We start from the raw sequence: 24,467 nt of genomic DNA, 5'->3' as shown, positions 1-24,467 counted from the left end.
CTGGTAGCGCGTTCTGTGATGCAGCTTGCGGCTTGTCGTTTTTTTTTGACCCCGAAGTCCGGTTCCGCCGCCCGGCAGCATTGCCCTCTGGCGGGTGCCGCAAGCCGCGGAATTAGGCTAGAATGCACGGCCTCTAAGCACACCCCTTCCTGAGGCTGTCCCGACGATGTTGATCCTGCGCGGCGCTCCTGCCCTTTCTGCCTTTCGCCACGGTAAATTACTCGAGCAACTGAGCCAGAAAGTCCCCGCTGTTACTGGTTTGTATGCCGAATTTGCCCACTTCGCCGATGTCGACGGCGAGCTGACCGCCGACCAGCAGCAGGTGCTGGGCCGTCTGCTCAAGTACGGCCCGAGCGTGCCGGTGCAGGAGCCGACTGGCCGCCTGTTCCTGGTCGTGCCGCGCCTGGGCACCATCTCGCCTTGGGCCAGCAAGGCCAGCGACATCGCCCACAACTGCGGCCTGCAGTCGATCCAGCGCCTGGAGCGCGGCATCGCCTACTACGTTGCCGGTGACCTGAGCGACGCCGACGCCGCCGTTGTCGCCGCCGAACTGCACGACCGCATGACCCAGCGTGTGCTCGCACAGCTGGAGCAGGCGAGCGACCTGTTCAGCCACGCCCAGCCCAAGCCGATGACGTCGGTCGATATCCTGGCCGGTGGCCGCGACGCGCTGGCCAAGGCCAACATCGAGCTGGGCCTGGCCCTGGCCGAAGACGAGATCGACTACCTGGTCAACGCCTTCCAGGGCCTCAAACGCAACCCGAACGACATCGAACTGATGATGTTCGCCCAGGCCAACTCCGAACACTGCCGCCACAAGATCTTCAACGCCAGTTGGGACATCGACGGCCAGGCTCAGGAAAAGAGCCTGTTCGGCATGATCAAGAACACCTACCAGATGCACAGCGAAGGCGTGCTGTCTGCGTACAAGGACAACGCCTCGGTGATCGTCGGCAACGTTGCCGGTCGTTTCTTCCCGAACCCTGAGACCCGCCAGTACGGCGCGGTGCAGGAGCCGGTGCACATCCTGATGAAGGTCGAGACGCACAACCACCCGACCGCCATCGCTCCGTTCTCCGGCGCCTCCACCGGCTCTGGTGGCGAAATCCGTGACGAAGGTGCAACCGGCCGTGGCGCCAAGCCAAAAGCCGGCCTGACCGGCTTCACCGTGTCCAACCTGCGCATCCCGGGCTTCGAACAGCCATGGGAGCAGGCGTACGGTAAACCTGAGCGTATCGTTGACGCCCTCGACATCATGATCGAAGGCCCGCTGGGTGGCGCAGCGTTCAACAACGAATTCGGTCGCCCGGCTCTGACCGGCTACTTCCGTACCTTCGAGCAGGCCATCAACACCCCGCACGGTGAAGAAGTGCGCGGCTACCACAAGCCGATCATGCTGGCCGGCGGTATGGGCAACATCCGTGAAGACCACGTACAGAAGGCCGAAATCACCGTCGGCGCCAAGCTGATCGTGCTCGGTGGCCCGGCCATGCTGATCGGCCTGGGCGGCGGCGCCGCTTCGTCGGTCGCCACCGGTGCCAGCTCGGCGGACCTGGACTTCGCCTCGGTGCAGCGCGAAAACCCGGAAATGGAGCGCCGTTGCCAGGAGGTCATCGACCGTTGCTGGCAGCTGGGCGACAAGAACCCGATCGCCTTCATCCATGACGTCGGCGCCGGCGGTATTTCCAACGCCTTCCCTGAACTGGTGAACGACGGTGGCCGCGGTGGCCGCTTCGAACTGCGCAACGTGCCCAATGACGAGCCGGGCATGGCCCCGCACGAAATCTGGAGCAACGAATCGCAGGAGCGTTATGTGCTGGCCGTCAGCGCTGTTGACTTCGAGCGCTTCCAGGCTATCTGTGAGCGCGAGCGCTGCCCGTTCGCCGTCGTTGGCGAGGCGACCGAAGAGCCGCACCTGACCGTGACCGACAGCCACTTCGGCAATACGCCGGTGGACATGCCGCTTGACGTGCTGCTGGGCAAGCCGCCGCGCATGCACCGTTCGGTGACCCGCGAAGCTGAACTGGGCGATGATTTCGACCCGAGCAAGGTAGACCTGGACAGCGCCGTGCAGCGTGTCCTGAACCACCCGGCGGTTGCGAGCAAAAGCTTCCTGATCACCATCGGCGACCGCACCATCACCGGCCTGGTGGCCCGCGACCAGATGGTCGGCCCGTGGCAGGTACCGGTGGCCGACTGCGCCGTCACGGCCACCAGCTTCGACGTGTACACCGGTGAAGCCATGGCCATGGGTGAGCGCACGCCGCTGGCAGTGCTCGACGCGCCAGCGTCCGGCCGTATGGCGATCGGTGAAACCCTGACCAACCTGGCTGCAGCGCAGATTGAAAAGCTGTCCGACATCAAACTGTCGGCCAACTGGATGTCCGCTGCCGGCCACCCAGGTGAAGACGCCCGTCTGTACGACACCGTCAAGGCTGTCGGTATGGAGTTGTGCCCGGAGCTGGGCCTGACCATTCCGGTAGGCAAGGACTCCATGTCGATGAAGACCAAGTGGAGTGAAGACGGCGTCGAGAAGAGCGTCACTTCGCCAATGTCGCTGATCATCACCGGCTTCGCCCCGGTCACCGACATCCGCAAGACCCTGACCCCGCAACTGCGCATGGACAAGGGTGAGACTGACCTGATCCTGATCGACCTGGGCCGCGGCAAGAACCGCATGGGCGCTTCGATCCTGGCCCAGACCTTTGGCAAGATCGCCGCCCAGGCTCCGGACGTCGACGACGCCGAAGACCTCAAGGCGTTCTTCGCCGTGATCCAGGGCCTGAACGCCGACGGCCACCTGCTGGCCTACCACGACCGTTCCGACGGCGGTCTGCTGACTACCGTGCTGGAAATGGCCTTCGCCGGCCACTGCGGTCTCGATCTGCAACTGGACCCGCTGACCGACAACAGCAATGACGTGCCGGCCATCCTCTTCAACGAAGAGCTGGGCGCAGTCATCCAGGTTCGCCAGGATGCAACCCCGGACGTGCTGGCGCAGTTCAGCGCCGCAGGCCTGGGTGAAGGTTGCGTGGCGGTGATTGGCAAACCGGTCAACAACGCCGAGGTGTCCATCAGCCTGAACGGCCAAGTGCTGTTCGACGACGACCGTCGCATGCTGCAGCGCCAGTGGGCTGAGACCAGCTACCAGGTCCAGCGCCTGCGTGACAACGCCGACTGCGCCGACCAGGAGTTCGACGCGCTTCTCGAAGAAGACAACCCTGGCCTGTCGGTCAAGGTTGGTTACGACGTCAACGAGGACATCGCTGCGCCGTACATCAAGAAGGGTGTGCGCCCGCAAGTGGCGATCCTGCGTGAGCAGGGCGTCAACGGCCAGGTCGAGATGGCTGCCGCCTTCGACCGCGCCGGCTTCGCCGCCATCGATGTGCACATGAGCGACATCCTCGCTGGCCGCGTCGACTTCGAAGCCTTCAAGGGCCTGGTTGCCTGCGGTGGCTTCTCCTACGGTGACGTGCTGGGTGCCGGTGAAGGCTGGGCCAAGTCGGCCTTGTTCAACGCCCGTGCCCGTGATGCATTCCAGGCCTTCTTCGAGCGTACCGACAGCTTCGCCCTTGGCGTGTGCAATGGTTGCCAGATGATGTCCAACCTTCACGAGCTGATTCCGGGCACCGAGTACTGGCCGCACTTCGTGCGCAACCGTTCGGAGCAGTTCGAAGCCCGTGTGGCCATGGTCGAGGTGCAGAAGTCCAACTCGATCTTCCTGCAGGGCATGGCCGGTTCGCGCATGCCGATCGCCATTGCTCACGGCGAAGGCCATGCCGAATTCGCCAGCGAAGAGGCACTGCTGGAAGCCGACCTGTCCGGTTGCGTGGCGCTGCGCTATGTCGACAACCACGGCAAGGTCACCGAAGCCTACCCGGCTAACCCGAACGGCTCGCCGCGTGGTATCACCGGCCTGACCAGCCGCGACGGCCGCGTGACCATCATGATGCCGCACCCGGAGCGCGTGTTCCGCGCCGTGCAGAACTCCTGGCGCCCGGATGAGTGGCAGGAAGACGCCGCTCTGATGCGTATGTTCCGCAACGCGCGCGTCTGGGTGAACTAAGGCGTGTACAAGCTCGCCTTCTTCGTCCCGGCCAGCCACGTCGACGTGGTCAAGGCCGCCGTGTTCGCCGCCGGTGGCGGCCGTATCGGCGGCTACGACCACTGCGCCTGGCAAACCCTGGGCCACGGCCAGTTTCGCCCATTGGACGGCAGCCAGCCGTTCCTTGGGCAAACCGGCCAGGTCGAGGTGGTGGAGGAATGGAAAGTGGAGCTGGTAGTGGCCGACGACCTGATTGCACAGGTCGTCGCTGCGCTCAGGCAGAGCCATCCTTACGAAACACCGGCCTACGAAGTCTGGCGCCTCGCCGACTTCTAGACCGAGCTGAGCTCATCGCCGGCTTGCCGGCGATGAACCCGCTTCATTCAGCGACGCTCTGCGGCGCTTGCCCCTCCCGCCGCAACCCCGCACACGCCAGCAACCCCACCTCGAACAGCACCCACATCGGCACCGCCAGCATGGTCTGTGAAAACACATCCGGCGGCGTCAGGATCATCCCCACCACAAAGCAGCCGACGATCACGTAGGGCCTGCTGCGCCGCAACGTGACCACATCGGCCAGCCCCACCCACACCACGATGAACGTTGCTACCGGGATCTCGAAGGCCAGGCCGAACGCCAGGAACAGCGCCATGATGAAGTCCAGGTACTGGCTGATGTCGGTCATCATCGCTACGCCGTCCGGCGTCACGCTGGCAAAAAAGCCGAACATCATCGGGAATACCAGGTAGAAGGCGAACGCCATGCCGGCGTAGAACAGCACGATGCTCGACACCAGCAAGGGCAGGGCGATGCGCCGCTCGCGGCGGTAAAGACCCGGCGCAAGAAAGCCCCAGGCCTGATGCAGCAGCAGCGGCATGGCCACGAACAGCGCGCACATCGCAGTCAGCTTGAACGGTGTGAGAAACGGCGAGGTGACACTGGTGGCGATCATGCTGGCGCCTTCCGGGAGGAAGCGGCGCAGCGGTTCGGAAATCAGTGTGTAGAGCTGCTGGGCGAAGGGGAACAGGCCGGCGAACACCAGCGCGACCAGTAGCAGGCAGCGCACCAGGCGCTTGCGCAGGTCGCGCAGGTGACCGGTGAGCGGCATGTGTGCCGCCGGGTCCAGGGCGATACTCATGAGGTGGTCTCCCGAATGACCGTGACCGTTGCAGCGTCAGTGGCCGGTTCCGCCTTGAGGCTGATGCCCTGGCGCAGCTCCTGCTCGAGGCGTTGCAATGGCGCGCTGTCGAGGTTGGGCATGTCGATTTCGCGTTCCATCTGCGCGCGCAAACCCTGCATTGCCCGACGCGCCTGGCCCAGGCCACGGCCCAGAGTGCGCGCAGCGACCGGCAAGCGTTCCGGGCCAAGCACCAGCAGCGCGACGATGCCCACCAGCAGCATCTCGCTGAAGCCTACCTCGAACATCAGGCCTGCCGATCCGCTTGCTGCTGTGGCACAGGCGAACGGGTCAGTGGCTCCTGTTGTACCTGCTGCGGTGCAGTTTGGGTGCTGGCATCGCTGTCGCCCCCCATGGACTTGCGAAAGCCCTGGATCGCTTCGCCAACATCACTGCCCAGACCCTTGAGGCGTTTAGTGCCAAACAGCAGAAACACGATTATCAGTACGATCACCAGCTGCCAGATTCCGATGCCACCCATTACGACCACTCCTGTAAGGCCATGAAAAGAAAGGCCAATCCTGCCTCGCGTAGATGACGCGAACATGACTGCAAGGTATTTGCAATCTGCCTGCAACAACTCCCCTGTTGACTGGCGCCTTGTTCGATAAGAGGAGTGCTGCGCCATGGGTGGCAAGCGACAGCAGGGCGCCGCACTGCTGATGGTGTTGGTGGTACTGGCGATGCTCGCGGCGGGGATGGCCTGGCTGGTGGAGGATGGGCGGCGCCAGGTCGATGACGTGCAGTTGCTGCGCCAGCGGGTACAGGTGCGGGCCATGGAACAGGCTGGCCTGGCCTATGCCGAGCAGGCCTTGCGTGACCCCGCCTGGCGGCTTAGCCCGCTGTTCTGGCAGGCGCTGCGGGGGCAACCTTTGAACTACGACTTTGGCGCCGGCCAGGCACAACTGCGGGTGTACGACCAGCACACCTGTTTCAACGTCAACGCGCTGCTGGGGGATGACGGTGAACGTGCCGAGCGCCAGCTACGGCGTTTGCTGGGTGACAACATGGCCGCGCAACGTCTGGTCGACGCCTTGGCAGACTGGCTCGACAGCGACAGCGATGCGCGCCTGCAGGGCGCCGAAAGTGCTCAGTATCTGCGCCAGCAGCCGCCTCGTCTGGCGGCCAATCAGCCGATGCTGGATACCAGTGAGTTGAACCTGCTGCTCGAACCGGATGCCTCCCGCCAGCGCCGTTATCCAATGTTGTGTGCTTTGCCGCAGACCACCGGCTGGCGCCTGAATGCCAATGCTGTAGGCCTGGAGCATCTGCCATTGCTGGAGGCGCTTTATGAAGGGCGGTATCCCCGTTCGTTGCTCAGCCGCATCGTCAGTGGTCGGCCGGCGTCGGGCTATGTAGATGCTGCGGCGTTGCGTCAGGCGCTGGGGGCGGTGGATGACGAAACCTTTGAGCGGTTGAGCGAAGGGTTGCTGCTCAACAGTGGGCATTTTCAGTTGCAGCTTTCGTTCGAAGAACAGGGCAGGACGATACGCAGCGCGTTTGAGCTGGAGGCGTTGGGGGTGGTGCAGTGGCATGCGCGGGTGCCGGCGCAGCAGGTGCGGGTGAAGAGTCGGGCGCCAATGGTCTGGTGATCATGTTCAAGGCTGCCGTGCAGCCCAATCGCCGGCAAGCCGGCTCCCACACCTGTAGGAGCCGGCTTGCCGGCGATTGGGCCGCGCAGCGGCCCTGATGCAAAAACGGATCAGACGGTCCCGATCTCCCCGCCATCATCGCGCTGGATCACCACGGTCGAAGCCCTCGGCCGTACCGTGGTCCCCGCTGGGGTTACATCGGTGGCCTTGTCGGTGTACGGCCAGTTCTCCGGGTGCTGGATATTGACGAACATCGACTTGTTGTCCGGGCTGAAGGCAATCCCGGTCACCTCGCAGCCGTTCGGCCCGACGAAGAAGCGACGCAAGTCCACCTGGTTCTGTGCATTGACCGGTACCTGCTTGCCAGTGGCATCCACCAGGTCGGTAGGGATCACTGCCAGCAACTGATCGTTGGTGTAATCGGTGACCGTGCTCTCACCGTTGTCAGTCTCGAACCACAACACGCCACGGCTATCGAAGCTCATGCCGTCGGGGCTGGCGAACTGGTTGAGTTCGGTCAGGCCCGAGCGGTTGATCTCCGCGGTGCCGGCGGCGTTGGCACCGAACACGAAGATATCCCAGGTAAAGCTCACCTGATCGTCGCTGTCGTGCCAGCGGATGATGTGGCCGTGGCGGTTCGGGCCACGCGGGTTGGCCGCATCGACTTTTTCCGGGGTGCGCGCGCTGTTGTTGGTCAGGGTCAGGTAGACGTCGCCATTGAGCGGGTTGACCGCTGTCCATTCCGGGCGGTCCATCGGCGTTGCACCCACTGCATCGCCTGCACCACGGGTGTTGAGGATGATGCCTGCCAGGTCACCGTACAGCGCCCCGAGGGTGCTGCCTGCCGTGGTGGCGGTGGTCACGTCGAGCAGAATCCACTCGCCCGTGCCGTCTGCATTGAAACGGGCCACGTAGAGCTTGCCCTGGTCCATGTACTTGGCGCCGGTGGCCAGGCGGTCGGCCGGGCTTGCGTCGGCGGCATCCCACACGGCGGTGGAGACGAACTTGTACAGGTACTCGTTATTGGAGTCGTCGCCCATGTACCAGACCAGCGGTTTACCGGCCACCGGCAGGCCCGGGCAGCAACCTTCGTGGCGGAAGCGGCCGAGTGCGGTGCGCTTGGTGGCCAGGGTGCTGCTGTTGTACGGGTCGATTTCGACGATGTAGCCATAGGTGCTGGCTTCGTTGCGGTAGTCGTCGGTGGCGCTGGCACCTTTGATGGTCACGTCGAAGCGGGCGAACTCATCGTTTTCTTCGGTGTTGTCACCAGCAGCGGTCTCCCACTTGTACTGGCCGCTGGAGGTGCCTACGCCGATGCGTCGCTGGTCCTCCGGACGGGTGTCCTTGTTGACGAAAATGCCAGGCCAGTTCTCTTCGCAGGTCAGGTAAGTGCCCCACGGGGTGTAGCCGTTGCCGCAGTTGTTGTTGGTGCCGCGGCAGTGCGTGCCGTCAGCCGAATACTTGGTCTTGACGTGGTCGGTGCCACGCAGCGGGCCAGTGATTTCCATGCGTGAGGCGGTGGTGAAACGGCGGTTGAGCGGGTCGTTGTCGACCACCTGCCAGCGCCCGTTGAGCTTCTGCAGGCGCACCACGCCGGCACCGTGGGCGTTGATTTCCTTGCGCACTTCTTCGGCCGGGCGATTGCCGCTGGCGTCGGTGGTCGGGCCGTTGGGGTGCAGGGCGGCGGCATCGATGTATTCGAAGTTGATCGCCAGCAGGCCGTCTTCGGAACTGCCATTGATGGGGAAGAAGTGCATGCCGTCATGGTGCATGCCCATGGCGTTGGCCTGGTCGCTGGAGGTATTGCTGCCGTCCGGTTTCCAGGGGTTGCCGTTGCTGTTGATCGGCGTGCCCCACGGTGCCAGCACGTAGGCACTGTAGCCGGCGGCGACGACACAGGCGTCGGTGCGCGAACCCGCGATGGACTGGAAGCCCAGCGCCAGTTTCGGTACTTCAGGTTCGGTAACCGGCGGCTCGGTTGCCGGGTCATCGTTGTCGGAACCGCCACCACTGTCGAAGCAGCCGGTCAGGCCGGTACCGGCAATCATGGCGATAGCGGCACCCAGGCTGCCGCGCATCACGCTGCGACGGCTTAGGTAGGCGTCCATGACGCTGGCCATCGGCAGGTTGCCACTGTGGTTGCGGTCCAGGTTGTCGCCGGTTTCTCGACTCATCAGGGTGTCCTTGTATTGGCTGAGTTGGAAGAAACCGCGACTTTAGTGCGCAAAGATGATGATTCTTTGGCAGAAATATTAACGTCGCTTTAAAACATTAAGTTCTTATCGCTGTGCCAGACAGAACAATCTGGAATGGTTGTCGGATTTCTGCCATCAAACTGTAATGCCAACGCCGCAACATCCGGGGCCCAAAGAGAACTCGGATAAGGATGGCGGGCCCGATGGCAAGCAGTGTGTACAGGCGCGAAATGATCAGATGGATGGGTGTCGGTGCCCTGGCACCGTTGCTCGGTGCCTGTTCTGCATTCCCGGGCCAGCGCGGCGGCAATGCCAGCCTGGACCTGTTGTACGTCGCCGACACCCTCGATGCGCGCCAGCCCGGCCAGCCCGTGGTGCCGTCAACCCGCCTGGGCCCGGTCAGCCACTTGGGCCGGGCTCCCTGGATGACCGGCGCCAGCGCCAGCGTGGCGCACCCTCAACTCGCGCCCTTGCTCGATGCCAGCCAGGCGGCCGGCGTGCAGCTGGGTGGTTATGCCGTGCTCGCGGCCCTGTTGGAACAACTGCGCGCCGAGGTGGGGCCGGGCAATAGCCTGACTCTCGAAAACGGCCAGGGCTGGAACGGCAGTGGCCTGGCCTATTTGACCCAGGGCGAGAGCGGTGTGCAGGGCAGCCAACTGTTGGGCAGCGAAGCCCGTGTGAGCAGTGATGAACGCGTGCTTTGGCCACAGCGCAGTGCTGCCCTTTACCACCAGTCTTCAGCGATGACGCTTGCTGCGGGTATTGCCGACGAACAACGCAAAACCTTGGGCCTGGAGCCTCTGCACGTGTTCGAGCGCGGCGGTGCACGCATCGCCGTGGTGGGCGTCACCGACCCTTACGCCCAGGACCAGAAAGCCTCTCTCAAACAGTGGTACCAATCGCTGCTGCCGACCTTCGAGCAGGCCCGCCGCGAAGCGGACCTGGTGGTGGCGCTGGCGGATGTCGGCACCGGCCCGGGCCTGTGGCTGGCCGAGCGCGTGGCGCAGATCGACGTGCTGCTCTGCGCGCGTGGCCAGGACCTGTGGCCCACACCTGTGCAGGCAACCCAGGCCAGCGGCCGCCGCATACCGGTGTTGTTTGCCGGTTGCCGGGGCAGTGGTGCGTTTCGCCTGCGTTGCCAACAGGTCGCCGGGCAATGGCAGTTCGATGGGCGCTTCTTTCCGGCATTGGCCCAGCAACTCTCACCCGCAGCGCAGTTGCGCGCCAACCAGTTGCAGGCCGAGTTGCGCCAGCAGCGCGCAGGCCATGCAGCGTGGCTCGACCAGCCGCTGGCGGTTGCGCCACAGGCGCTGTGGCGTCGCGACACGCGTGGCGGTAGTTGGGACCGTTTGCTGCACCAGGCCCTGGCCGATGACAGCAGCATGCCGGTGCTGTTGCCGGGCCTGCGCTATGACTACCCATTGGCCGCTGGCGAGGCCATCACGCGCGAGCACCTGATCAGCCTCACCGGCGGCTACCCGGCACCGGTGGTCGAGGCGCCGGCCCGGCAGGTCGAGCAGGTGCTGGAAAACGCGGCCGAGCAACTGTTCGGTGACCCCTTGCTGCTGGACAACAGCCAGGACCTGCCACGCTGGCAGGGCCAGGCCTGGCGGGTGAGCTACAGCCCGCAAGGCAAGCGCATCACTGGCCTGGATCCGGTTCAGGGCCTGTGCCGCACCTTTGGTCTGCAATTCGAGCCCCAAGCCGGTGAGCCGTTGTGGCAGCGGGTCGAGGCCTGGCTCGGGCGACAGCGGCCGGGTTGGCAACTGGCGGCCTTGCAAGTACCGGAGGTGCGCTATGTGCAAGGCCACCCAGGCTGGCACCCACGGCAGTTGATGTCATGACACTCGCCGCTCGCCTGATGACCGGTGGCCTGCTGACGCTGGCCGGGTGGCTTGCCGCCCAATGCGTTTTGCAACTGGCGCGCCAGCCGCAACCGGCCAGCGCCCCGGTTGCCGTCGACGCCCCGCTGCCGGGGTTGCTGGTCGGCCATTGGCAGGCCCCGGGCGACGATGGCTCGATTGCGCTCACCCGTTTGCCATTGCAGTACCTCGGCGGCCTCAAGGCTCAGCCGTTGTCTGCCAGCGTCGTGGTGCTGCGCTACGGCCAGCAGGTGCGTACCTTGGGCCGTGGCCAGCGCCTGGCACCGGGGATCGTATTGCAGGACATCGACGCCGATGGCCTGATTTTCGACAACCAGGGGCGGCGCGAACGCTTGCCCTGGCCGCCACGCCCCGCCGTGACCGGCTTCAAGCGGCAAGGATGAACGATGCTGGTGAAATATTGCGTGGCGGCTGCCTTGACCCTGGCCCTTGCTGCGGCCTGGGCAGAGGAGCCGGAAACCTTCGATGACAACGGCACCCCCCTTTACGAGGTGAACTTCGTCGACACCGAGCTGGGCGAATTCATCGACAGCGTGTCGCGCATCACCGGCACCACCTTCATCGTCGACCCGCGGGTCAAAGGCAAGGTCACGGTGCGTACCGTCGACCGCCACGATGCCGATGCCATCTACGACATCTTTCTAGCCCAGCTGCGTGCCCAAGGCTATGCCGCGGTCGATCTGCCCAATGGCAGTGTGAAGATCGTCCCCGACCAGGCCGCGCGCCTTGAACCGGTGCCGGTGGAAGCCGCCGGCAAGCACGGCGAAGGCAGTGATGGTGTGGCCACCCGCGTATTCAATGTGCGTAACGCCGCCAGCGAGCAGATGCTCGGTATTCTCAAGCCGCTGATCGACCCCCGTGTCGGTGTGATCACCCCTTATCCTGCGGCCAACCTGCTGGTGGTCACCGATTGGCGCAGCAACCTCGAACGCATCGACAGCCTGTTGCGCCAGCTTGACCAGGTCAGTGACGAACCCTTGAAGGTCATGCCCCTGCGCCATGCCAGCGCCGCCGATACCGCGCAGCTGCTGACCCGCCTGTTGGCCCGAGAGCAGGGCGCCGACAGCACCCAGGTGGTGGCTGACCCGCGTAGCAATGCCTTGCTGGTACGTGGCAGCACCGACCGTGTGCGAGCCCTGTTGGGCCAGCTCGATCAGCCCAGTGAGAACCGGCACAGCAGCAACACGCAGGTGATCTACCTGCGCCATGCCAATGCTGGCGAAGTGGTGAAGGTGCTGCGCGGGCTGAGCCAGGAAGGCGGTGTGCCCAGCGAGGGCGCAGGCGAAGGCGAGGCCAAGGACAAGCCGGTGATGGCCGCCGCCAGCGATTCGGGCATACGCCTGGAGTACGAGGAGGGCACCAACGCCGTGGTCATGGTCGGCCCCGACAGCGAGCTGGCCGCCTACCGCTCCATCGTCGAGCAGCTGGACATCCGCCGCGCCCAGGTAGTGGTCGAGGCCATCATCGCCGAAGTGTCCGACAGCCGCGCCCAGGAGCTTGGCGTGCAGTGGCTGTTCGCCGACGAAAAGTTCGGCGCCGGCATCGTCAACTTCGGCAGCAACGGGGTGAACATCGCCAACATCGCGGGCGCCGCGGCCAGCGGCGACAACGAAGCGCTGGGCGACCTGCTGTCGGCCACGACAGGCGTGACTGCCGGCATCGGCCACTTCGGCGGTGGCTTCAACTTCGCCATGCTGATCAACGCACTGAAGGGCAAAAGCGGCTTCAACCTGCTGTCCACGCCGACCCTGCTGACCCTGGACAACGCCGAGGCATCGATCCTGGTCGGCCAGGAAGTGCCCTTCGTCACCGGCTCCGTGACGCAGAACAACGCCAACCCCTACCAGACCATCGAGCGCAAGGAAGTCGGGGTGAAGCTGCGCATCAAGCCGCAGATCAACATCGACAACAGCGTACGCCTGGATATCGTTCAGGAAGTCTCGTCGATCGCCGACTCCAGCGCCGCCAGCGATGTGATCACCAACAAGCGCGAGATCAAGACCAAGGTCATGGTCGAAGACAATGGCCTGGTGATTCTTGGCGGCCTGATCAGCGATGAGCTGAGCACCAGCGATCAACGCGTACCGTTTCTCGGGGATATTCCGGGGCTGGGCCGGCTGTTCCGTTCCGAGGCCAGCAAGAACACCAAGCAGAACCTGATGGTCTTCATCCGCCCGCGCATCCTGCGTGACGGGCCGAGCCTGGCGGGTTTGAGCGAAGACAAGTACCGCACCTTGCAGCAGACCACGCCGCTCAAGCTGCCAGGCCTTGCGCAGGACGGCCAGCTGCTGCGGGTATTCCCGGCCAGCCGCGCGCGCCTGGACGGGGGTGACTGGTGATGCTGCCCTATCGCCTTGCGCGTCAGGCCGGGCTGGCCATGGCCCCGGCGGATACCGGCTGGCAGTTGTGGCTGCGCCGCGATGCCGACAGTAACCAACTGCAGGAACTGCTGCGTGTGCATGGCCAGCCCGTGGCACTGCACTACCTGGAAGCTGCGGCGTTCGACGAACGCCTCGGCCAGTTGTATCAGGCCGGGGATGCTGCCACCGAAGCACTGATCGAAGGCATTGGCGAACAGGTTGATCTGGACAGCCTGATGAGCGAAATGCCGCGCATCGAGGACCTGCTCGAAAGCGATGATGAAGCCCCGGTGATCCGCCTGATCAACGGCCTGTTCGGCCAGGCCCTGCGCCTGCGCGCTTCGGACATTCATATCGAGACCTTTGAGCAGAGCCTGGTGGTGCGCCTGCGTGTCGACGGCCACCTGCGTGAGGTGTTGCGCCCGCCGCGCGCGTTGTCGGCCATGCTGGTGTCGCGGATCAAGGTCATGGCGCGCCTGGACATCGCCGAGAAGCGCCAGCCCCAGGACGGTCGCATCACCTTGCGCGCCGCCGGGCGTGAGGTGGACGTGCGCGTCTCGACCTTGCCCGGTATCCATGGCGAGCGCGTGGTGATGCGCGTGCTCGACAAGCAGGCCAGCTTGCTGGCACTGGGCAACCTGGGCATGCCCCCGGCAGTGCTGCACGGCCTGCGCAGCTGCCTGACAAGGCCCAACGGCATCGTGCTGTCCACCGGGCCGACCGGCTCGGGCAAGACCACCACCCTGTACGCCAGCCTCAACAGCCTCAATGATGGCAGCCGCAACATTCTCACCGTGGAGGACCCGGTGGAATACGCCATCGCCGGCATTGGCCAGACGGCCATCAATCCGCGCGCCGGGCTGACCTTTGCCACTGGCTTGCGCGCCATCCTGCGCCAGGACCCGGACGTGATCATGCTCGGCGAAATCCGCGACCAGGAAACTGCGCAGATCGCCGTGCAGGCCAGCCTCACCGGCCACTTGGTACTGTCGACGTTGCACACCAACAGCGCAGTGGGCGCGGTCACCCGCTTGCGCGACATGGGCATCGAGCCGTTCCTGATCGCCTCATGCCTGCGTGGCGTGCTGGCCCAGCGCCTGGTGCGACGGCTGTGCCATTGCGCGGTGGCGCAGCCACTGCAGCCGGCCGAACGGGCGCTGTGGCCTGAGCTGGCGGCGCTGGGCAGCAGCTACCACGCGGTGGGCTGCGAGCAGTGCCAGGGCACTGGCTATATCGGTCGTTTGGGCCTGTACGAATTCGTCGAACTCGACGCCGGCCTGATCGGCCTGCTGTATGACGGCGCCAGTGAACTGGCCATGCAGGAGTACCTGGCCGAGCGCCGCCAGAGCCTGGTGGCGATGGCCAGTGATTGCCTGGCCCGCGGCGAGACCAGCCTGGCTGAAGTATTGCGTGTGGTGCAGGGCTGACCCATGCCGACCTTTCGCTACCAGGCCGTTGATCTGGCCGGCAAGACCCACAAAGCCAGCCTGCAAGCCGATACCGAACGCCACGCACGTCAGTTGCTGCGCGAGCAGGGGCTGTTCCCTCGCCAGTTGCAGCGCTTCGAAAGCGGTGCCCGGCAGCCTCGCCGACAACGCTTGAGCCGTGCCCAGCTGTGTGAGCTGACACGCCAGCTGGCGACTTTGACCGGCGCGGGCATCCCGCTGGTCGATGCCTTGGCGACGCTTGAGCGCCAGTTGCGCCAGCCAGCCCTGCACGGGGTGCTGGTGGCTCTGCGTGGCTCGCTCGCCGAGGGCCTGGGCCTGGCCCGCAGCCTGGCCCGCCAGGGCGCGCCTTTCACCGGCCTGTACTGCGCGCTGGTCGAAGCCGGTGAGCGCTCCGGGCGGTTGGCCCAGGTGCTTACCCGGCTGGCAGACCACCTGGAACAGGTGCAGCGCCAGCAGCACAAGGCGCGCACGGCACTGATCTACCCCTGCGTGCTGATGGGCGTGTCACTGGCGGTGGTGATCGGCCTGATGACCTTCGTCGTACCCAAGCTCACCGAACAGTTTGCCCATGCCGGGCAGAGCCTGCCGCTGATCACCTCATTACTTATCGGCCTGAGCCAAGGCTTGGTGCACGCCGGTCCCTGGTTGCTGGGGCTGGCGATCCTGACGTCGCTGCTGGCCAGCTGGTTGCTGCGCAAGCCGCACTGGTGCCTGCGCCGCGACGACCTGCTGTTGCGCCTGCCGCGCGTGGGGGGCCTGTTGCAGGTGCTGGAGAGTGCCCGCCTGGCGCGCAGCCTGGCGATCCTCACCAGCAGCGGTGTTGCCTTGCTCGAAGCCTTGCAGGTGGCCACTGAAACCGTCGGCAACCGGCGCATTCGCCTGGCCATGGAGCAGGTGCGCCAGCAGGTGCAGGGCGGCACCAGCCTGCACAGGGCGCTGGATGGTTGCCAGCAGTTCCCGCCGTTGCTGGTGAACATGGTCGGCAGTGGCGAGGCCAGCGGCACCCTGGCCGACATGCTCGAGCGCGTGGCCGACGACCAGGAGCGTGGCTTTGCGCGCCAGGTGGATACGGCCATGGCGCTTTTCGAACCCCTGATGATCCTGGTGATGGGCGCCGTAGTGCTGTTCATCGTGCTGGCGGTGCTGCTGCCGATCATGCAACTCAACCAGGGCCTGCAACTGTAGATGACAAGGAGCAACCCCATGCAGCATCGACGCAAGCGCCAACACGGCTTCACCCTGATGGAAATCATGGTGGTGATTTTCATCATCGGCCTGCTGATTGCCGTGGTCGCGCCCAGCGTGCTCGGCAACCAGGACAAGGCCATGCGGCAGAAGGTCATGGCCGACCTGAGCACGCTCGAGCAGGCACTGGACATGTACCGGCTGGACAACCTGCGCTTTCCCAGTAATGAGCAAGGCCTGGCTGCGCTGGTGAAAAAACCGGCCCAGGAGCCGCTGCCGCGTGCCTGGCGCAGCGATGGTTATGTACGCCGCCTGCCGGAGGACCCGTGGGGCACCCCTTACCAGTACCGCATGCCTGGCGAGCATGGCCGGGTCGATGTGTATTCGTTGGGTGCCGATGGTGTGCCGGGCGGCGAAGGCCAGGACGCCGACCTGGGTAACTGGGCGCTGTGAGCGATGCGCCTGCAGCGCGGTTTCAGCCTGCTCGAATTGCTGGTGGTGCTGGCCATCGCCGGCCTTATGACCGGGCTTGCTGTGGCTTGGCTGGACAGCGGCAAGGCCAGCGTCGATCAGGCGTTGCAGCGGCTGGCGGCGCACGTCCACACCCAGGCGGCACTGGCCCGGCATGCCGGGCAATTGCGCGGGCTGCGCTGGACCGGCCAGCGCCCGGAGTTCGTGCGGCGTGAGCGCGAGGGCTGGGTTGCCGAACCGGTCAGCTTTGGGGATTGGCCCAAAGGGCTGCGCCCCGACTGGCCCGCCAGCCTGCAGCCGCATCTGCAGTTCACGCCGCAAGGGTGGGCGCAACCGGGTTCGGTGCGCTGGCACTGGGCAGGTGGCAGCCAGCGCTGGGCGTGGGGGCGTGACGGCCAGCTTCGTGTGGGGGTGTCACCATGAAGCGCAAGCAACAGGGCTTCACCCTGCTGGAGGTGACCGTGGCCCTGGCGATTGCTGCTGTGCTGGCAGTGATCACCAGCCAGGTGCTGCGCCAGCGCCTGGCAGTGCAGGACAGCGTGCAACAGCATCGGCTTGGCGTGCTGTGCGCTCGCGAGTTGCAGGCACGCTTCGCCGTGGAACGGTACTGGCCGGCAAGCAACCAGCCCAGTGGGGTGCTGAACCAGGGCGGGCAGGCGTGCCACTGGCAGATGCAGCTGCGCCGTACCGGAGTGCGCGACCTGCGTCGCGGCGAGATGCAACTGTATGCCGACCGCGATCAGCGCCTGCCGTTGGGCCAGTACACGGTTTTTCTGGAGCGTCCATGAAGCGGCGCCAGGCTGGCTTGACCCTGATCGAACTGATGGTGGCCATGGCCTTGACCGCGCTGCTTGGGGTCATGCTCGCGGCGCTGGTCAATGGCTGGCTCAAGGTCCGCGAGCGGCTGCAGGTGACCCGCCAGGAGAACAGTGTGCTGGAGTTCTGCCTGGCCTTGGAGCGGCGTTTCGACAGCCCGGTATTGCGCCGGGTGTATGAGCAACGCCTGCCACTGGCGAGCCGCTGGCTCGACTGGCAGCCCGATCGCCAGCAGTTGCTGTGGGTGGCAGCCACGGCTGTGCCAGAGGCCGAGGGTGGCTCACGGCTGCAGCGCCAGCGCCTGCGTTTCGACGCGCGCGAACAACGCCTGACGTTGGAAACCTCGGCAGACCTGTACGCCGCCAGCGAACCCCGTTGGGTCATGCGCGAGCAGCTGGAGCAGGTCAGTGCGCTGAATGTTCTTTATCACCAGGGAGGCCGATGGCTGCCCTGGCCTTCCGACCAACCTGCGCACCCCGGCCGTGGTGTGCGCGTGCAACTGCAGCGTAATGGAGCCCCCTATGTCTGCACCTTCACGCTCCCTTGGGGGCGTTCATGAAGCTTGAATGGTGGCGACGTGCGCCGGCGCGACCTTGGTTGCTGCTGCGCCCGGGCGTGGTCTGGGACTGGCTGCTGATCGCAGATGGTGTGGCCCAACGGGAAGGCCAGGGCGAGCCTCCGGCGAACCTGAATGCACAGGTAGCGCTGATCATTCCGGGCGAGCGGTGCAGCCAGTTTGAGCTGGCTGCTCCGCCAGGTCTCAAGCGTGACGAGTGGCCCCTCCTGCTGGAAGACCACTTGCTGCAGAACGCTGAACAGGTGCAGTGCGCTTGCCTCGTTCGCCAGGCAGGGCAGTTGCGCCTGTTGGCGGTAGCGCGCCAGGCGCTGGACGAATGGCGTGGGCAGTGCAGCGCATGGGGGCTGCAGATCGAGCGCTGCTGGGCCGAGTTCCAATTGTTGCCCACGCCTGAGCCCGGGACGGGCTGGCAGTGGCAACGTGCGCCTGGCTTGTGCCTGTACCTAGGGCGCAGCGAAGAGGGGCATACCCATTGGCTGGCCTGGCCTGAAGCGCTGGGTGAGGTACCGCAACAGCCCTGGGGTAGCCTGCGCAAAACCACCCAGGTCGGGCGCTGGCCGGGTACGCTGGCGCCGCTCGACACGCTGCCAAGCCTGTTCGAGCGAACCCGTCAGGCCCGCTCTGCGCCCCATGTGCCGGCCCTGCCGCGCCGGCTGGTTGTCGTCTGTTTGGTGCTGGCCGTGGTGTGGTGCGGGCTATGGGCGGGCCAGCAATGGCGGCAGGTGCAAACCTGGCGCACGCAGGTGCTGGCCGTGACCGGCACCCAGGCCAGCCCTCGGCAAGCGGCGCAGGCTCTCAAGCGCCTGCGCGAAAGCGAACTGCAACAGCAACTGCGGCAACGCCAGCTTCAAGACCTGCAGGCACGCCTGCAGGTCTGGCTGCATGAGCACCCAGGCTGGCGCCTGCAAGCAGTGCGCTTCGACGGCCAGCGCTGGCACCTGCGCCTGCAGGGCGAGGGGGGCGAGCCACCCTGGCACGAAATGGCAAACGCCGCCGGAGCGGCGGTGCAGGTACTGAGTGCTGCGCCATCGGCACACGTGGTTTTCGATCTGGGAGCGCCAACATGACCCGAGAGTGGTTTCAGCGTCATCGATTGTTGCTCGCATGGTGCCTGGTCGGCTTTCTGCTGGCGTTTCTGGCACTGCGCCAAGGCGTGTCGCAATGGCGTGAGCTCAGCCAGTGGCATGGGCTGGCAGTGCAGGCCGCCGCCTTCCACAGTGGGCCAGGCGTGAACCTGGAGCGGCTGCGTCAGTCTGCCCAGGCGCGGCGGATCGAAGTTGCCGAGGTCGAGGCGCAAGGCAAGGTGTGGCAACTGCGCGGCCAGGTGGCCGATGAGCAGGTTTTGCAGCGTTGGCTGCAGGCCTTGCGCGCAGAGGGTGCACAACCGCTGCAGTGGGCCCTGGAGCAGGATGCCAAGGGCCTGCGTTTCGACCTGGTGGTGCAGCCATGAGCCGCCGTGGGCTGCTGTGGGCCGGGCTGGTGTTCAGCCTGACTTTGCTGGTGCAGTTGCCGGCGTCCTGGGTTGCACTGGGCTTGGGCCTGCCGATGCATGCGGTCAGCGGCAGCCTGTGGCAGGGGCAGGCGCAGCAGTTCGGGCCTGTCGGGCCCGTGCGCTGGGCCTTGCAGCCTTGGCGCTTGCAGGCCAACGCACAGCTGGGGTTTCAGGGCCAGGGCTGGCAGTTGCACGCTGAAGGCTGGCCTTGGCGCTGGCAGTTGGACGTTACCGCACAGGATCACCAGGCGAGTGTGCAAACGGCCTATCGGCTGGCCGGGCAGTGGCAGGGCACGCTGCGCCTGCAAGGAGCGGGGCGTCAGTGCCGTACCAGCGAAGGGCGCATCACGGTCACCGACCTCGCCTTGAGCGAACCTTGGTCGCTGGGGTTGGGGCAGGGCTGGGTAGAAATGGATTGCCGCACAGGCTTGCGCCTGCATGGGCAGCTGATACAACAGCGTGAGCATCGTTTGGCGCTGAATGCAGACCTTCTGGGGCGCCACGCAGTGGTGGCGGCCGAAATGCAGCCGGACGCTGCGCTTACACCGCTGCTGCGCGCTGCTCGGCTGGTGGGGCCGCAGGCGCTGACGGGGCAGCGGGAGTGGCGTTGGTAAGCAGCGGTTAACGTGCGGTTCATGGCCCTATCGCCGGTTTGCCGACGACAGGGCCTCTGGATCAGTTGACTTTCCCTTCAACCCCCGATGCCCACTGCTCACTTCGGCTATGCCCACTGGTGCGTAGTAAGCCAAGGTCCAGTGCATTCTCGCCGTCTGCGGCACCTTTGCCTTTGCTGATCTGGGCGATGGCGGTACCCAGGTCTACCGGCGAATTCGACGCATCGATCGACACATCCCGGCGGTAATCATTACCGCTCAGCGTTTCCTTGGTCACCGCGTTGGCGGTGAGTTTTACCTCACCCTTGGCCGATTGCAGGCGGGCGCCCGTCAGGTGAGCGTCACCGCCAACCGTCAGGTCTACCCCATCGCTGCCCTTGAGCGTCGTCTGCCGGGCTACGCCATCACGCTGAACATGCGACACATCGAGGCTGAAGGTTGGCGAAACGCCCGGGTCGGCCTTGGCCAGGGCGGAACCTGCTTTTTCGCTGACCTTGCTTCCCAGCGGCCCCGCGACGGCCGTGGCAGCGTTCACATAGCCTTGCGGGTTTTTCTCTTTGCTCAGCCGTGCATCACCTTTTACGGTCAGGGTATCGACGGTGTCCTTGCGGCTGGTGATGTGCAGATCGCCGTCGATTGCGCCGTTGATGTGCCCGGCCTCCAGGCTCACGCCTTCGATGCGGGTGTCGCCGCGGCTTTTCAGGTCGATACCTTCGGCGCGCAGGTTGCCGGCGTTCCAGATGAGGTTGTCGCGCTTGTCGAGATTGACCTGGGCACGGCCGTGCAGCCCCAGGGTGTCGGTGCCGCCCTTGGATGTGTTGAAGCCGGCGCCGGCGGTAATGCCCAAGTTGTCGCGCCGCTCGACATTGGATGACGCTTCGATCAGCACGCCGCCCTTGGCGGCATTGATGCCGATGTGTTCGGCCGATGCCTGCAGGCCCTGCAGATGCACGGCGATATCCTCGCGGGTGCCGCTGTCGAGGGTCAATTTGCCCGCGCTTTGGAACTGCGCATCGATGGCCTGGCGGGCATCCTCGTTCTTCTTGCCATGGTTGAAATGGCCCCCGATGGCGCCACCTTGGGTGGTGCCGGTCTTCACGGCCAGCTCCAGGCCGCCACCCTGGTTCCCGCCAGTGTCCTGCCGGGTATTGCTCGCAGCTTTGACCTGCAGGCGGCCATCGCTTTGCAGGAGCGTATCGCCAACCTTGGCCTCGCGGCTGCCAATACGCGTGCCTTCGAGCAGCATGTCGCCCCCGCTGGTCAGGCGCACTTCACCTTTGGCGTCGATCTGCGCCACCTGGGCATTGGTTTGCGTAGCCTGTTGCTGGGCATGGTCGAGATAGCCTCGGGCGTCGACGCCAGTGCTGCCCGGGCGGTTGCCGACCTTGGCCCAGGCGTTGCCATCGAGCTGGCGTGCGCGCTGTTGGTTGTGGTCGGTGGCCTGGGTCAGTGACAGCGTACCGGCACTGTGGATCAGCACATCGCCTTCACCGCCATCGATGTGCGTGCCTTCGTAGTGGCCATCGCTGCCCAACTGGACCTGGATACCCTGTTGCCCGTACAGGCTGCCTGGCACTGCAATGCTGGCGGCCTCCTGTTTGTCTTGCGAGCCGCCCTTGCCGGAAGCGCGGACGTTCAGGTCGCTCCCCGAACTGGTATCCACGCGCAGGTCACCACCGTAGGCCAGGCGCTGCAGGCTATCTTCCCGTGTGTTTTCGGCGGCGCGCAGGTGGTGCTGCTGCGCGTTGACCTGCAGGGCGCCGGCGTTGGCACGCCAGGCGGTGCCTTGGTCATCGAGGGTATCGGCCTTGACCTTCACGAGCCCCCCTGCCAGTTCGCTCACCTGGGCAAAGCCGCGGCGCTGGTTTTCCAAGCGCTTGAGGTGGTCGAGGGTCATGTCGCCGCCAACGCTCGGTGCCACCAGTGCGTCTTCGGGCGAGGCTTGCTGGAAGCGGGCCGCTTCTTCGCCCTGTACCAAGCGTTCGATCGGCCGGGTCACGTCACGGTACTCCAGGCTGGCGCCGATGCTGCCGGACCAGTCATTGCGCTGCACTTCACGTTCATGGGTGTCCTGCACGGCACGGTTCTCGATGCGCTTGGCAGTGACCTGAAGGGTGTTGCCTGCGTTGACGCGTGCAGCTTCGGTGATCAACTCGTCGGCGCTGATCTTCAGGTCGCCGCTGGCCTGCAACCCGGTGCGTTGCGTTTTGCTGTCGCGTTCGGTGATGACTTCGTTGTTGTGATGGCCTTCGAACAGGCTGCCCAGCCGATCCATACCGCCGGTCACCGTCAGGCCACCGCCGCTGTGGGTAGAGCTGCTGGATGACACGCGCTCGTTGCGTGTGTCGCCAAGGCTCACCTGTTTGCCCTGCACGTCCAGGTCGCCTGCACTGGCCTGTACGCTGGAGCCGTTGACTTGAAGCTGCGCGCCGCTGTTCAGGCCAACCGTAGCGCCCTTCAATTCGCTGGCCACCTGCGACGTTTCGCGTTGTTGGCCTGTGCTGGTGACCACCTCGTAAGCAACGCCGGCGGCGTACTGGCGCGACTCGGGCTTGCCGTCTTCGGCTTCTTGGGTCTGTTTGGCGCTGGCCGTGAAACCGCGCTGCTGGCTGCGTGTTTCGCTTTCATCGCTTGACTGCGTGCTACCGATCAACAAGTCACCCTTGGCCTCGACCTGCAGATGCCCGCCGGCCGTCACCTTCGAACCCTGGATACGCAATTCTTCAGCACTGGCCAGCCGCAGGTTGCTGGCAGAGCTGACGTCACTGCTCAGCACTTGCTGCTTGCGTTGCGTGCCCTCGCGATCGTTGCCGAAGAGGCCGAACAGCTTGCTGCTGCTGTCGCGCTCGGTGGCAATAGTGTTGCCGTGGTCAGCCTCGATCGCCAGGGCGCCTTTTTCGCTGTACAACACCGCGTCTTGGGCGCCGTGGACGGTGCTGCCCTTGATGCTCAACTGTTCGGCCGCAACGTTCAGCTTGCCATCGGCTGTGACGGCGCTGCCGGCTACGCGTTGTCCTTGGGTTTCGTTGCCTTTGCGGTCACCAAAGAAGGTGCCCGATACCAGGTCGCCACGGTAGTTGCGGCGTGTGCCCTGTTCCTGCAGCGCCGTTGTGCCGATTTCGACGTTCCTGGCGTTGATGTCCAGGCCGGCGCGGCTGTGCAGCTTGCTGCCTTGCACGGTGAGCCTGTCATTGGCCTTGACCGTCATGCGCGCGGCATTGAGCGTGCTGCCTTGTGCCGATTCCTTGTACTGGTTGGTATCACTGTCGCCTCGCCACAGGTCTTTGCGGTGGCGTACCTGCTCCTCGATACGTTGGCTGTTGGTGCCTGCACTGATATCCAGGTTGGCAGCGCTGTTGAGTGTCAGGTCGCCGCCCGCATCCACATTGGCTGCTAACAGGTGCATGTCGGCGCCGGACTGCAACAGCACGCTGTCACTGGCTTGCAGCTGCGTACCGCGCAAGTTGAGGTCGGTGGCGGTACGTTCGCGCTGGTAGGTCTCGCGGGTGACGAACAGGAACTTTTTGTTCCAGCTCTCCTGCTCGCGGGCGATGTTCTGGCGGCTTTCAGCGTCCAGGGTGAGCTTCTTGCCGGCCTTTATTTCGATACGTTCGGCTTTGCCATCGACGGCGCCAAGGCGCAGGTCATCGGCAGCAGTGAGTTGCAATGCGCCGTGGTCGGTGATCAGTTCACCAGGCAGGTCTGCATGGCCGCTGACCTGCAGTGCGCCGGCAGATTGAAGGGTGATGCCTTGGTCGGCCTTGATCTGCACCGGCCCCACCCGCACCCCCGCACCCTCGGCAGTGCTGACCACACGAATGCGCCCTGCGCGCATGGCGCCGAACAGGTTGGCGTCGATGCTGGACGGTGTGCCCGGCAGATGCTCGATGACCTGCCCGTCGTCGTGACGCATGCGGTTGCGGCCAACGGCCACAGTGAGATCGCCACTGGCCGACAGCACGCCCTTGCTGTCGAGCTTCGGCGCGATCAGGTCCAGCGCGCCCTCGGCATTGTGCTGGCCGCCTGTGAGCACTTGCAGGGTGCCACTGGCATTGAGGGTGTTGAGGTGTTTGAGCTGTTCGTCCTGCAGCTCCGGTGTACCGACCAGGAAACCGGCACGGGTGGTGTTGATGAAGCTCCCGCCATTGAGGGTGATGCCGTTCGGGTTGGCCAGGATGTAGTCGGCCGGGCGGCCGAAGATCTCCTGTGGGCCTTCGATCAGCGAGGCGTTGCGGCTGATCACCTCGTTGAGGATGGTCGAGGCCGCGTGGCCCTGGAACTGGGGGTTGGCCGCCAGTGCGCCGGCCAGTTGCGACTGCCCGGCCTGGAGAGCGTTGTTCAGTACCACGCCGGGGCGGGCGACGTTGTAGTCGAGGAACTGGTTGTGCGATAGGCCGCTGGCGTTGGGCGCGACGATGTCGATAACAGGTACGCCATGCTTGTTGTTGATGAGCGGCGTACCCCCAGGGCCGGTGGCCGCCTCCAGGCCGTGTTCGGCCAGCGCGCTGGTGGAGGCGAGCAGGGCGAGGAAAATGGCCCAGCGCAAGGTATCGGGGCGGATAGCGGGTATCTGCGAGAGTGTCTGCATGTTCTCGTTCTCTTTGTTGTGGGT

20 protein-coding genes are annotated in these 24,467 nt (G+C 65.1%); 15 read left to right on the top strand and 5 right to left on the bottom strand.

Features of this window, described 5'->3' with window-relative positions; genetic code table 11:
- Positions 1-166 precede the first annotated feature (166 nt).
- Entirely contained in the window at positions 167-4,066 is a 3,900-nt protein-coding gene (gene purL, locus JET17_RS21305; RefSeq protein ID WP_012316003.1) for a phosphoribosylformylglycinamidine synthase, read from the top strand.
- A 3-nt stretch (positions 4,067-4,069) separates the two neighbouring features.
- Positions 4,070-4,381, top strand: a complete 312-nt coding sequence (locus JET17_RS21300; RefSeq protein WP_012316002.1) for an NIF3 1 — start codon at positions 4,070-4,072, stop codon at positions 4,379-4,381.
- Between the two features lie 43 nt (positions 4,382-4,424).
- On the opposite strand, the gene tatC is transcribed toward JET17_RS21300, so the two are convergent.
- Genes tatC through tatA form a run of 3 tightly spaced genes read right to left on the bottom strand, consistent with a single transcriptional unit; the run spans position 4,425 to position 5,703 of the window.
- Positions 4,425-5,183 carry a twin-arginine translocase subunit TatC gene (gene tatC, locus JET17_RS21295; protein WP_012316001.1) on the bottom strand — a complete coding sequence of 253 codons (759 nt, stop codon included), beginning with the start codon at positions 5,181-5,183 and terminating at the stop codon, positions 4,425-4,427.
- Entirely contained in the window at positions 5,180-5,470 is a 291-nt protein-coding gene (gene tatB / locus JET17_RS21290) for a Sec-independent protein translocase protein TatB (RefSeq protein WP_012316000.1), read from the bottom strand. The genes tatC and tatB overlap by 4 nt, the downstream gene beginning before the upstream one ends.
- A complete protein-coding gene (tatA, locus tag JET17_RS27880) occupies positions 5,470-5,703 on the bottom strand; it encodes a twin-arginine translocase TatA/TatE family subunit (RefSeq protein ID WP_012315999.1) in 234 nt (77 codons plus the stop codon). Before tatA ends, tatB begins: the two co-directional genes overlap by 1 nt.
- 145 nt (positions 5,704-5,848) lie before the next feature.
- Between tatA and gspK the strand changes: the two genes are divergently transcribed.
- Positions 5,849-6,814 carry a type II secretion system minor pseudopilin GspK gene (gene gspK, locus JET17_RS21280; protein ID WP_012315998.1) on the top strand — a complete coding sequence of 322 codons (966 nt, stop codon included), beginning with the start codon at positions 5,849-5,851 and terminating at the stop codon, positions 6,812-6,814.
- Between the two features lie 110 nt (positions 6,815-6,924).
- Here gspK and JET17_RS21275 read toward each other — a convergent pair whose 3' ends face one another.
- Positions 6,925-8,988, bottom strand: coding sequence for a PhoX family protein (locus JET17_RS21275; protein ID WP_012315997.1), 2,064 nt, complete (start codon positions 8,986-8,988; stop codon positions 6,925-6,927).
- 224 nt (positions 8,989-9,212) lie between these two features.
- Here JET17_RS21275 and JET17_RS21270 point away from each other — a divergent pair, with 224 nt between their 5' ends.
- The 12 genes from JET17_RS21270 to JET17_RS21215 are packed head-to-tail and all read left to right on the top strand — an operon-like array spanning position 9,213 to position 19,855.
- Positions 9,213-10,853 carry a hypothetical protein gene (locus JET17_RS21270; RefSeq protein WP_012315996.1) on the top strand — a complete coding sequence of 547 codons (1,641 nt, stop codon included), beginning with the start codon at positions 9,213-9,215 and terminating at the stop codon, positions 10,851-10,853.
- A complete protein-coding gene (locus JET17_RS21265) occupies positions 10,850-11,275 on the top strand; it encodes a pilus assembly protein PilZ (protein WP_012315995.1) in 426 nt (141 codons plus the stop codon). The genes JET17_RS21270 and JET17_RS21265 overlap by 4 nt, the downstream gene beginning before the upstream one ends.
- Before the next feature lie 21 nt (positions 11,276-11,296).
- A complete protein-coding gene (gspD, locus tag JET17_RS21260) occupies positions 11,297-13,231 on the top strand; it encodes a type II secretion system secretin GspD (protein WP_039601474.1) in 1,935 nt (644 codons plus the stop codon).
- A complete protein-coding gene (locus JET17_RS21255; protein WP_012315993.1) occupies positions 13,231-14,679 on the top strand; it encodes a GspE/PulE family protein in 1,449 nt (482 codons plus the stop codon). The genes gspD and JET17_RS21255 overlap by 1 nt, the downstream gene beginning before the upstream one ends.
- A gap of 3 nt (positions 14,680-14,682) precedes the next feature.
- Positions 14,683-15,885, top strand: a complete 1,203-nt coding sequence (gene gspF, locus JET17_RS21250; RefSeq protein ID WP_012315992.1) for a type II secretion system inner membrane protein GspF — start codon at positions 14,683-14,685, stop codon at positions 15,883-15,885.
- Positions 15,886-15,903: 18 nt separating this feature from the next.
- On the top strand, positions 15,904-16,338 hold the full coding sequence (gene gspG / locus JET17_RS21245) for a type II secretion system major pseudopilin GspG (RefSeq protein WP_012315991.1): 435 nt from the start codon (positions 15,904-15,906) through the stop codon (positions 16,336-16,338).
- A 3-nt stretch (positions 16,339-16,341) separates the two neighbouring features.
- Positions 16,342-16,779, top strand: coding sequence for a type II secretion system minor pseudopilin GspH (gene gspH, locus JET17_RS21240; RefSeq protein ID WP_012315990.1), 438 nt, complete (start codon positions 16,342-16,344; stop codon positions 16,777-16,779).
- Positions 16,776-17,144: a type II secretion system protein GspI gene (locus tag JET17_RS21235; RefSeq protein ID WP_012315989.1), complete on the top strand. Its 369-nt coding sequence runs from the start codon at positions 16,776-16,778 to the stop codon at positions 17,142-17,144. Before gspH ends, JET17_RS21235 begins: the two co-directional genes overlap by 4 nt.
- A complete protein-coding gene (locus JET17_RS21230) occupies positions 17,141-17,731 on the top strand; it encodes a type II secretion system protein (protein ID WP_012315988.1) in 591 nt (196 codons plus the stop codon). Before JET17_RS21235 ends, JET17_RS21230 begins: the two co-directional genes overlap by 4 nt.
- On the top strand, positions 17,728-18,816 hold the full coding sequence (locus JET17_RS21225) for a GspL/Epsl periplasmic domain-containing protein (RefSeq protein ID WP_012315987.1): 1,089 nt from the start codon (positions 17,728-17,730) through the stop codon (positions 18,814-18,816). Before JET17_RS21230 ends, JET17_RS21225 begins: the two co-directional genes overlap by 4 nt.
- Complete coding sequence (gspM, locus tag JET17_RS21220; protein WP_012315986.1) at positions 18,813-19,199, top strand: type II secretion system protein GspM; 387 nt, start codon at positions 18,813-18,815, stop codon at positions 19,197-19,199. Before JET17_RS21225 ends, gspM begins: the two co-directional genes overlap by 4 nt.
- The gene (locus JET17_RS21215; RefSeq protein WP_012315985.1) at positions 19,196-19,855 is read left to right on the top strand and encodes a type II secretion system protein N; all 660 of its coding nucleotides are present in this window, start codon (positions 19,196-19,198) and stop codon (positions 19,853-19,855) included. Before gspM ends, JET17_RS21215 begins: the two co-directional genes overlap by 4 nt.
- A 61-nt stretch (positions 19,856-19,916) precedes the next feature.
- Here the strand turns inward: JET17_RS21215 and JET17_RS21210 are convergent, their stop codons facing one another.
- Entirely contained in the window at positions 19,917-24,443 is a 4,527-nt protein-coding gene (locus JET17_RS21210) for a hemagglutinin repeat-containing protein (protein ID WP_012315984.1), read from the bottom strand.
- Positions 24,444-24,467 lie beyond the last annotated feature (24 nt).

This window comes from Pseudomonas putida (assembly GCF_016406145.1).
Lineage (GTDB): Bacteria > Pseudomonadota > Gammaproteobacteria > Pseudomonadales > Pseudomonadaceae > Aquipseudomonas > Aquipseudomonas putida_E.
Note: the sequence above shows the minus strand (reverse complement) of the source record. Positions and strands in the feature narration are given on the sequence as shown.

What these genes read in the sequence shown, in the direction of transcription:
- tatC (WP_012316001.1), bottom strand. Translation starts at nt 5,183, where the DNA reads ATGAGTATCGCCCTGGACCCGGCGGCACACATGCCGCTCACCGGTCAC.
- JET17_RS21275 (WP_012315997.1), bottom strand. Translation starts at nt 8,988, where the DNA reads ATGAGTCGAGAAACCGGCGACAACCTGGACCGCAACCACAGTGGCAAC.
- JET17_RS21215 (WP_012315985.1), top strand. Translation starts at nt 19,196, where the DNA reads ATGAGCCGCCGTGGGCTGCTGTGGGCCGGGCTGGTGTTCAGCCTGACT.
- purL (WP_012316003.1), top strand. Translation starts at nt 167, where the DNA reads ATGTTGATCCTGCGCGGCGCTCCTGCCCTTTCTGCCTTTCGCCACGGT.
- JET17_RS21225 (WP_012315987.1), top strand. Translation starts at nt 17,728, where the DNA reads ATGAAGCTTGAATGGTGGCGACGTGCGCCGGCGCGACCTTGGTTGCTG.
- JET17_RS21235 (WP_012315989.1), top strand. Translation starts at nt 16,776, where the DNA reads ATGAAGCGCAAGCAACAGGGCTTCACCCTGCTGGAGGTGACCGTGGCC.
- JET17_RS21230 (WP_012315988.1), top strand. Translation starts at nt 17,141, where the DNA reads ATGAAGCGGCGCCAGGCTGGCTTGACCCTGATCGAACTGATGGTGGCC.
- tatA (WP_012315999.1), bottom strand. Translation starts at nt 5,703, where the DNA reads ATGGGTGGCATCGGAATCTGGCAGCTGGTGATCGTACTGATAATCGTG.
- JET17_RS21210 (WP_012315984.1), bottom strand. Translation starts at nt 24,443, where the DNA reads ATGCAGACACTCTCGCAGATACCCGCTATCCGCCCCGATACCTTGCGC.
- JET17_RS21265 (WP_012315995.1), top strand. Translation starts at nt 10,850, where the DNA reads ATGACACTCGCCGCTCGCCTGATGACCGGTGGCCTGCTGACGCTGGCC.
- JET17_RS21255 (WP_012315993.1), top strand. Translation starts at nt 13,231, where the DNA reads ATGCTGCCCTATCGCCTTGCGCGTCAGGCCGGGCTGGCCATGGCCCCG.
- gspK (WP_012315998.1), top strand. Translation starts at nt 5,849, where the DNA reads ATGGGTGGCAAGCGACAGCAGGGCGCCGCACTGCTGATGGTGTTGGTG.
- tatB (WP_012316000.1), bottom strand. Translation starts at nt 5,470, where the DNA reads ATGTTCGAGGTAGGCTTCAGCGAGATGCTGCTGGTGGGCATCGTCGCG.
- gspG (WP_012315991.1), top strand. Translation starts at nt 15,904, where the DNA reads ATGCAGCATCGACGCAAGCGCCAACACGGCTTCACCCTGATGGAAATC.
- gspF (WP_012315992.1), top strand. Translation starts at nt 14,683, where the DNA reads ATGCCGACCTTTCGCTACCAGGCCGTTGATCTGGCCGGCAAGACCCAC.
- gspH (WP_012315990.1), top strand. Translation starts at nt 16,342, where the DNA reads ATGCGCCTGCAGCGCGGTTTCAGCCTGCTCGAATTGCTGGTGGTGCTG.
- gspM (WP_012315986.1), top strand. Translation starts at nt 18,813, where the DNA reads ATGACCCGAGAGTGGTTTCAGCGTCATCGATTGTTGCTCGCATGGTGC.
- JET17_RS21270 (WP_012315996.1), top strand. Translation starts at nt 9,213, where the DNA reads ATGGCAAGCAGTGTGTACAGGCGCGAAATGATCAGATGGATGGGTGTC.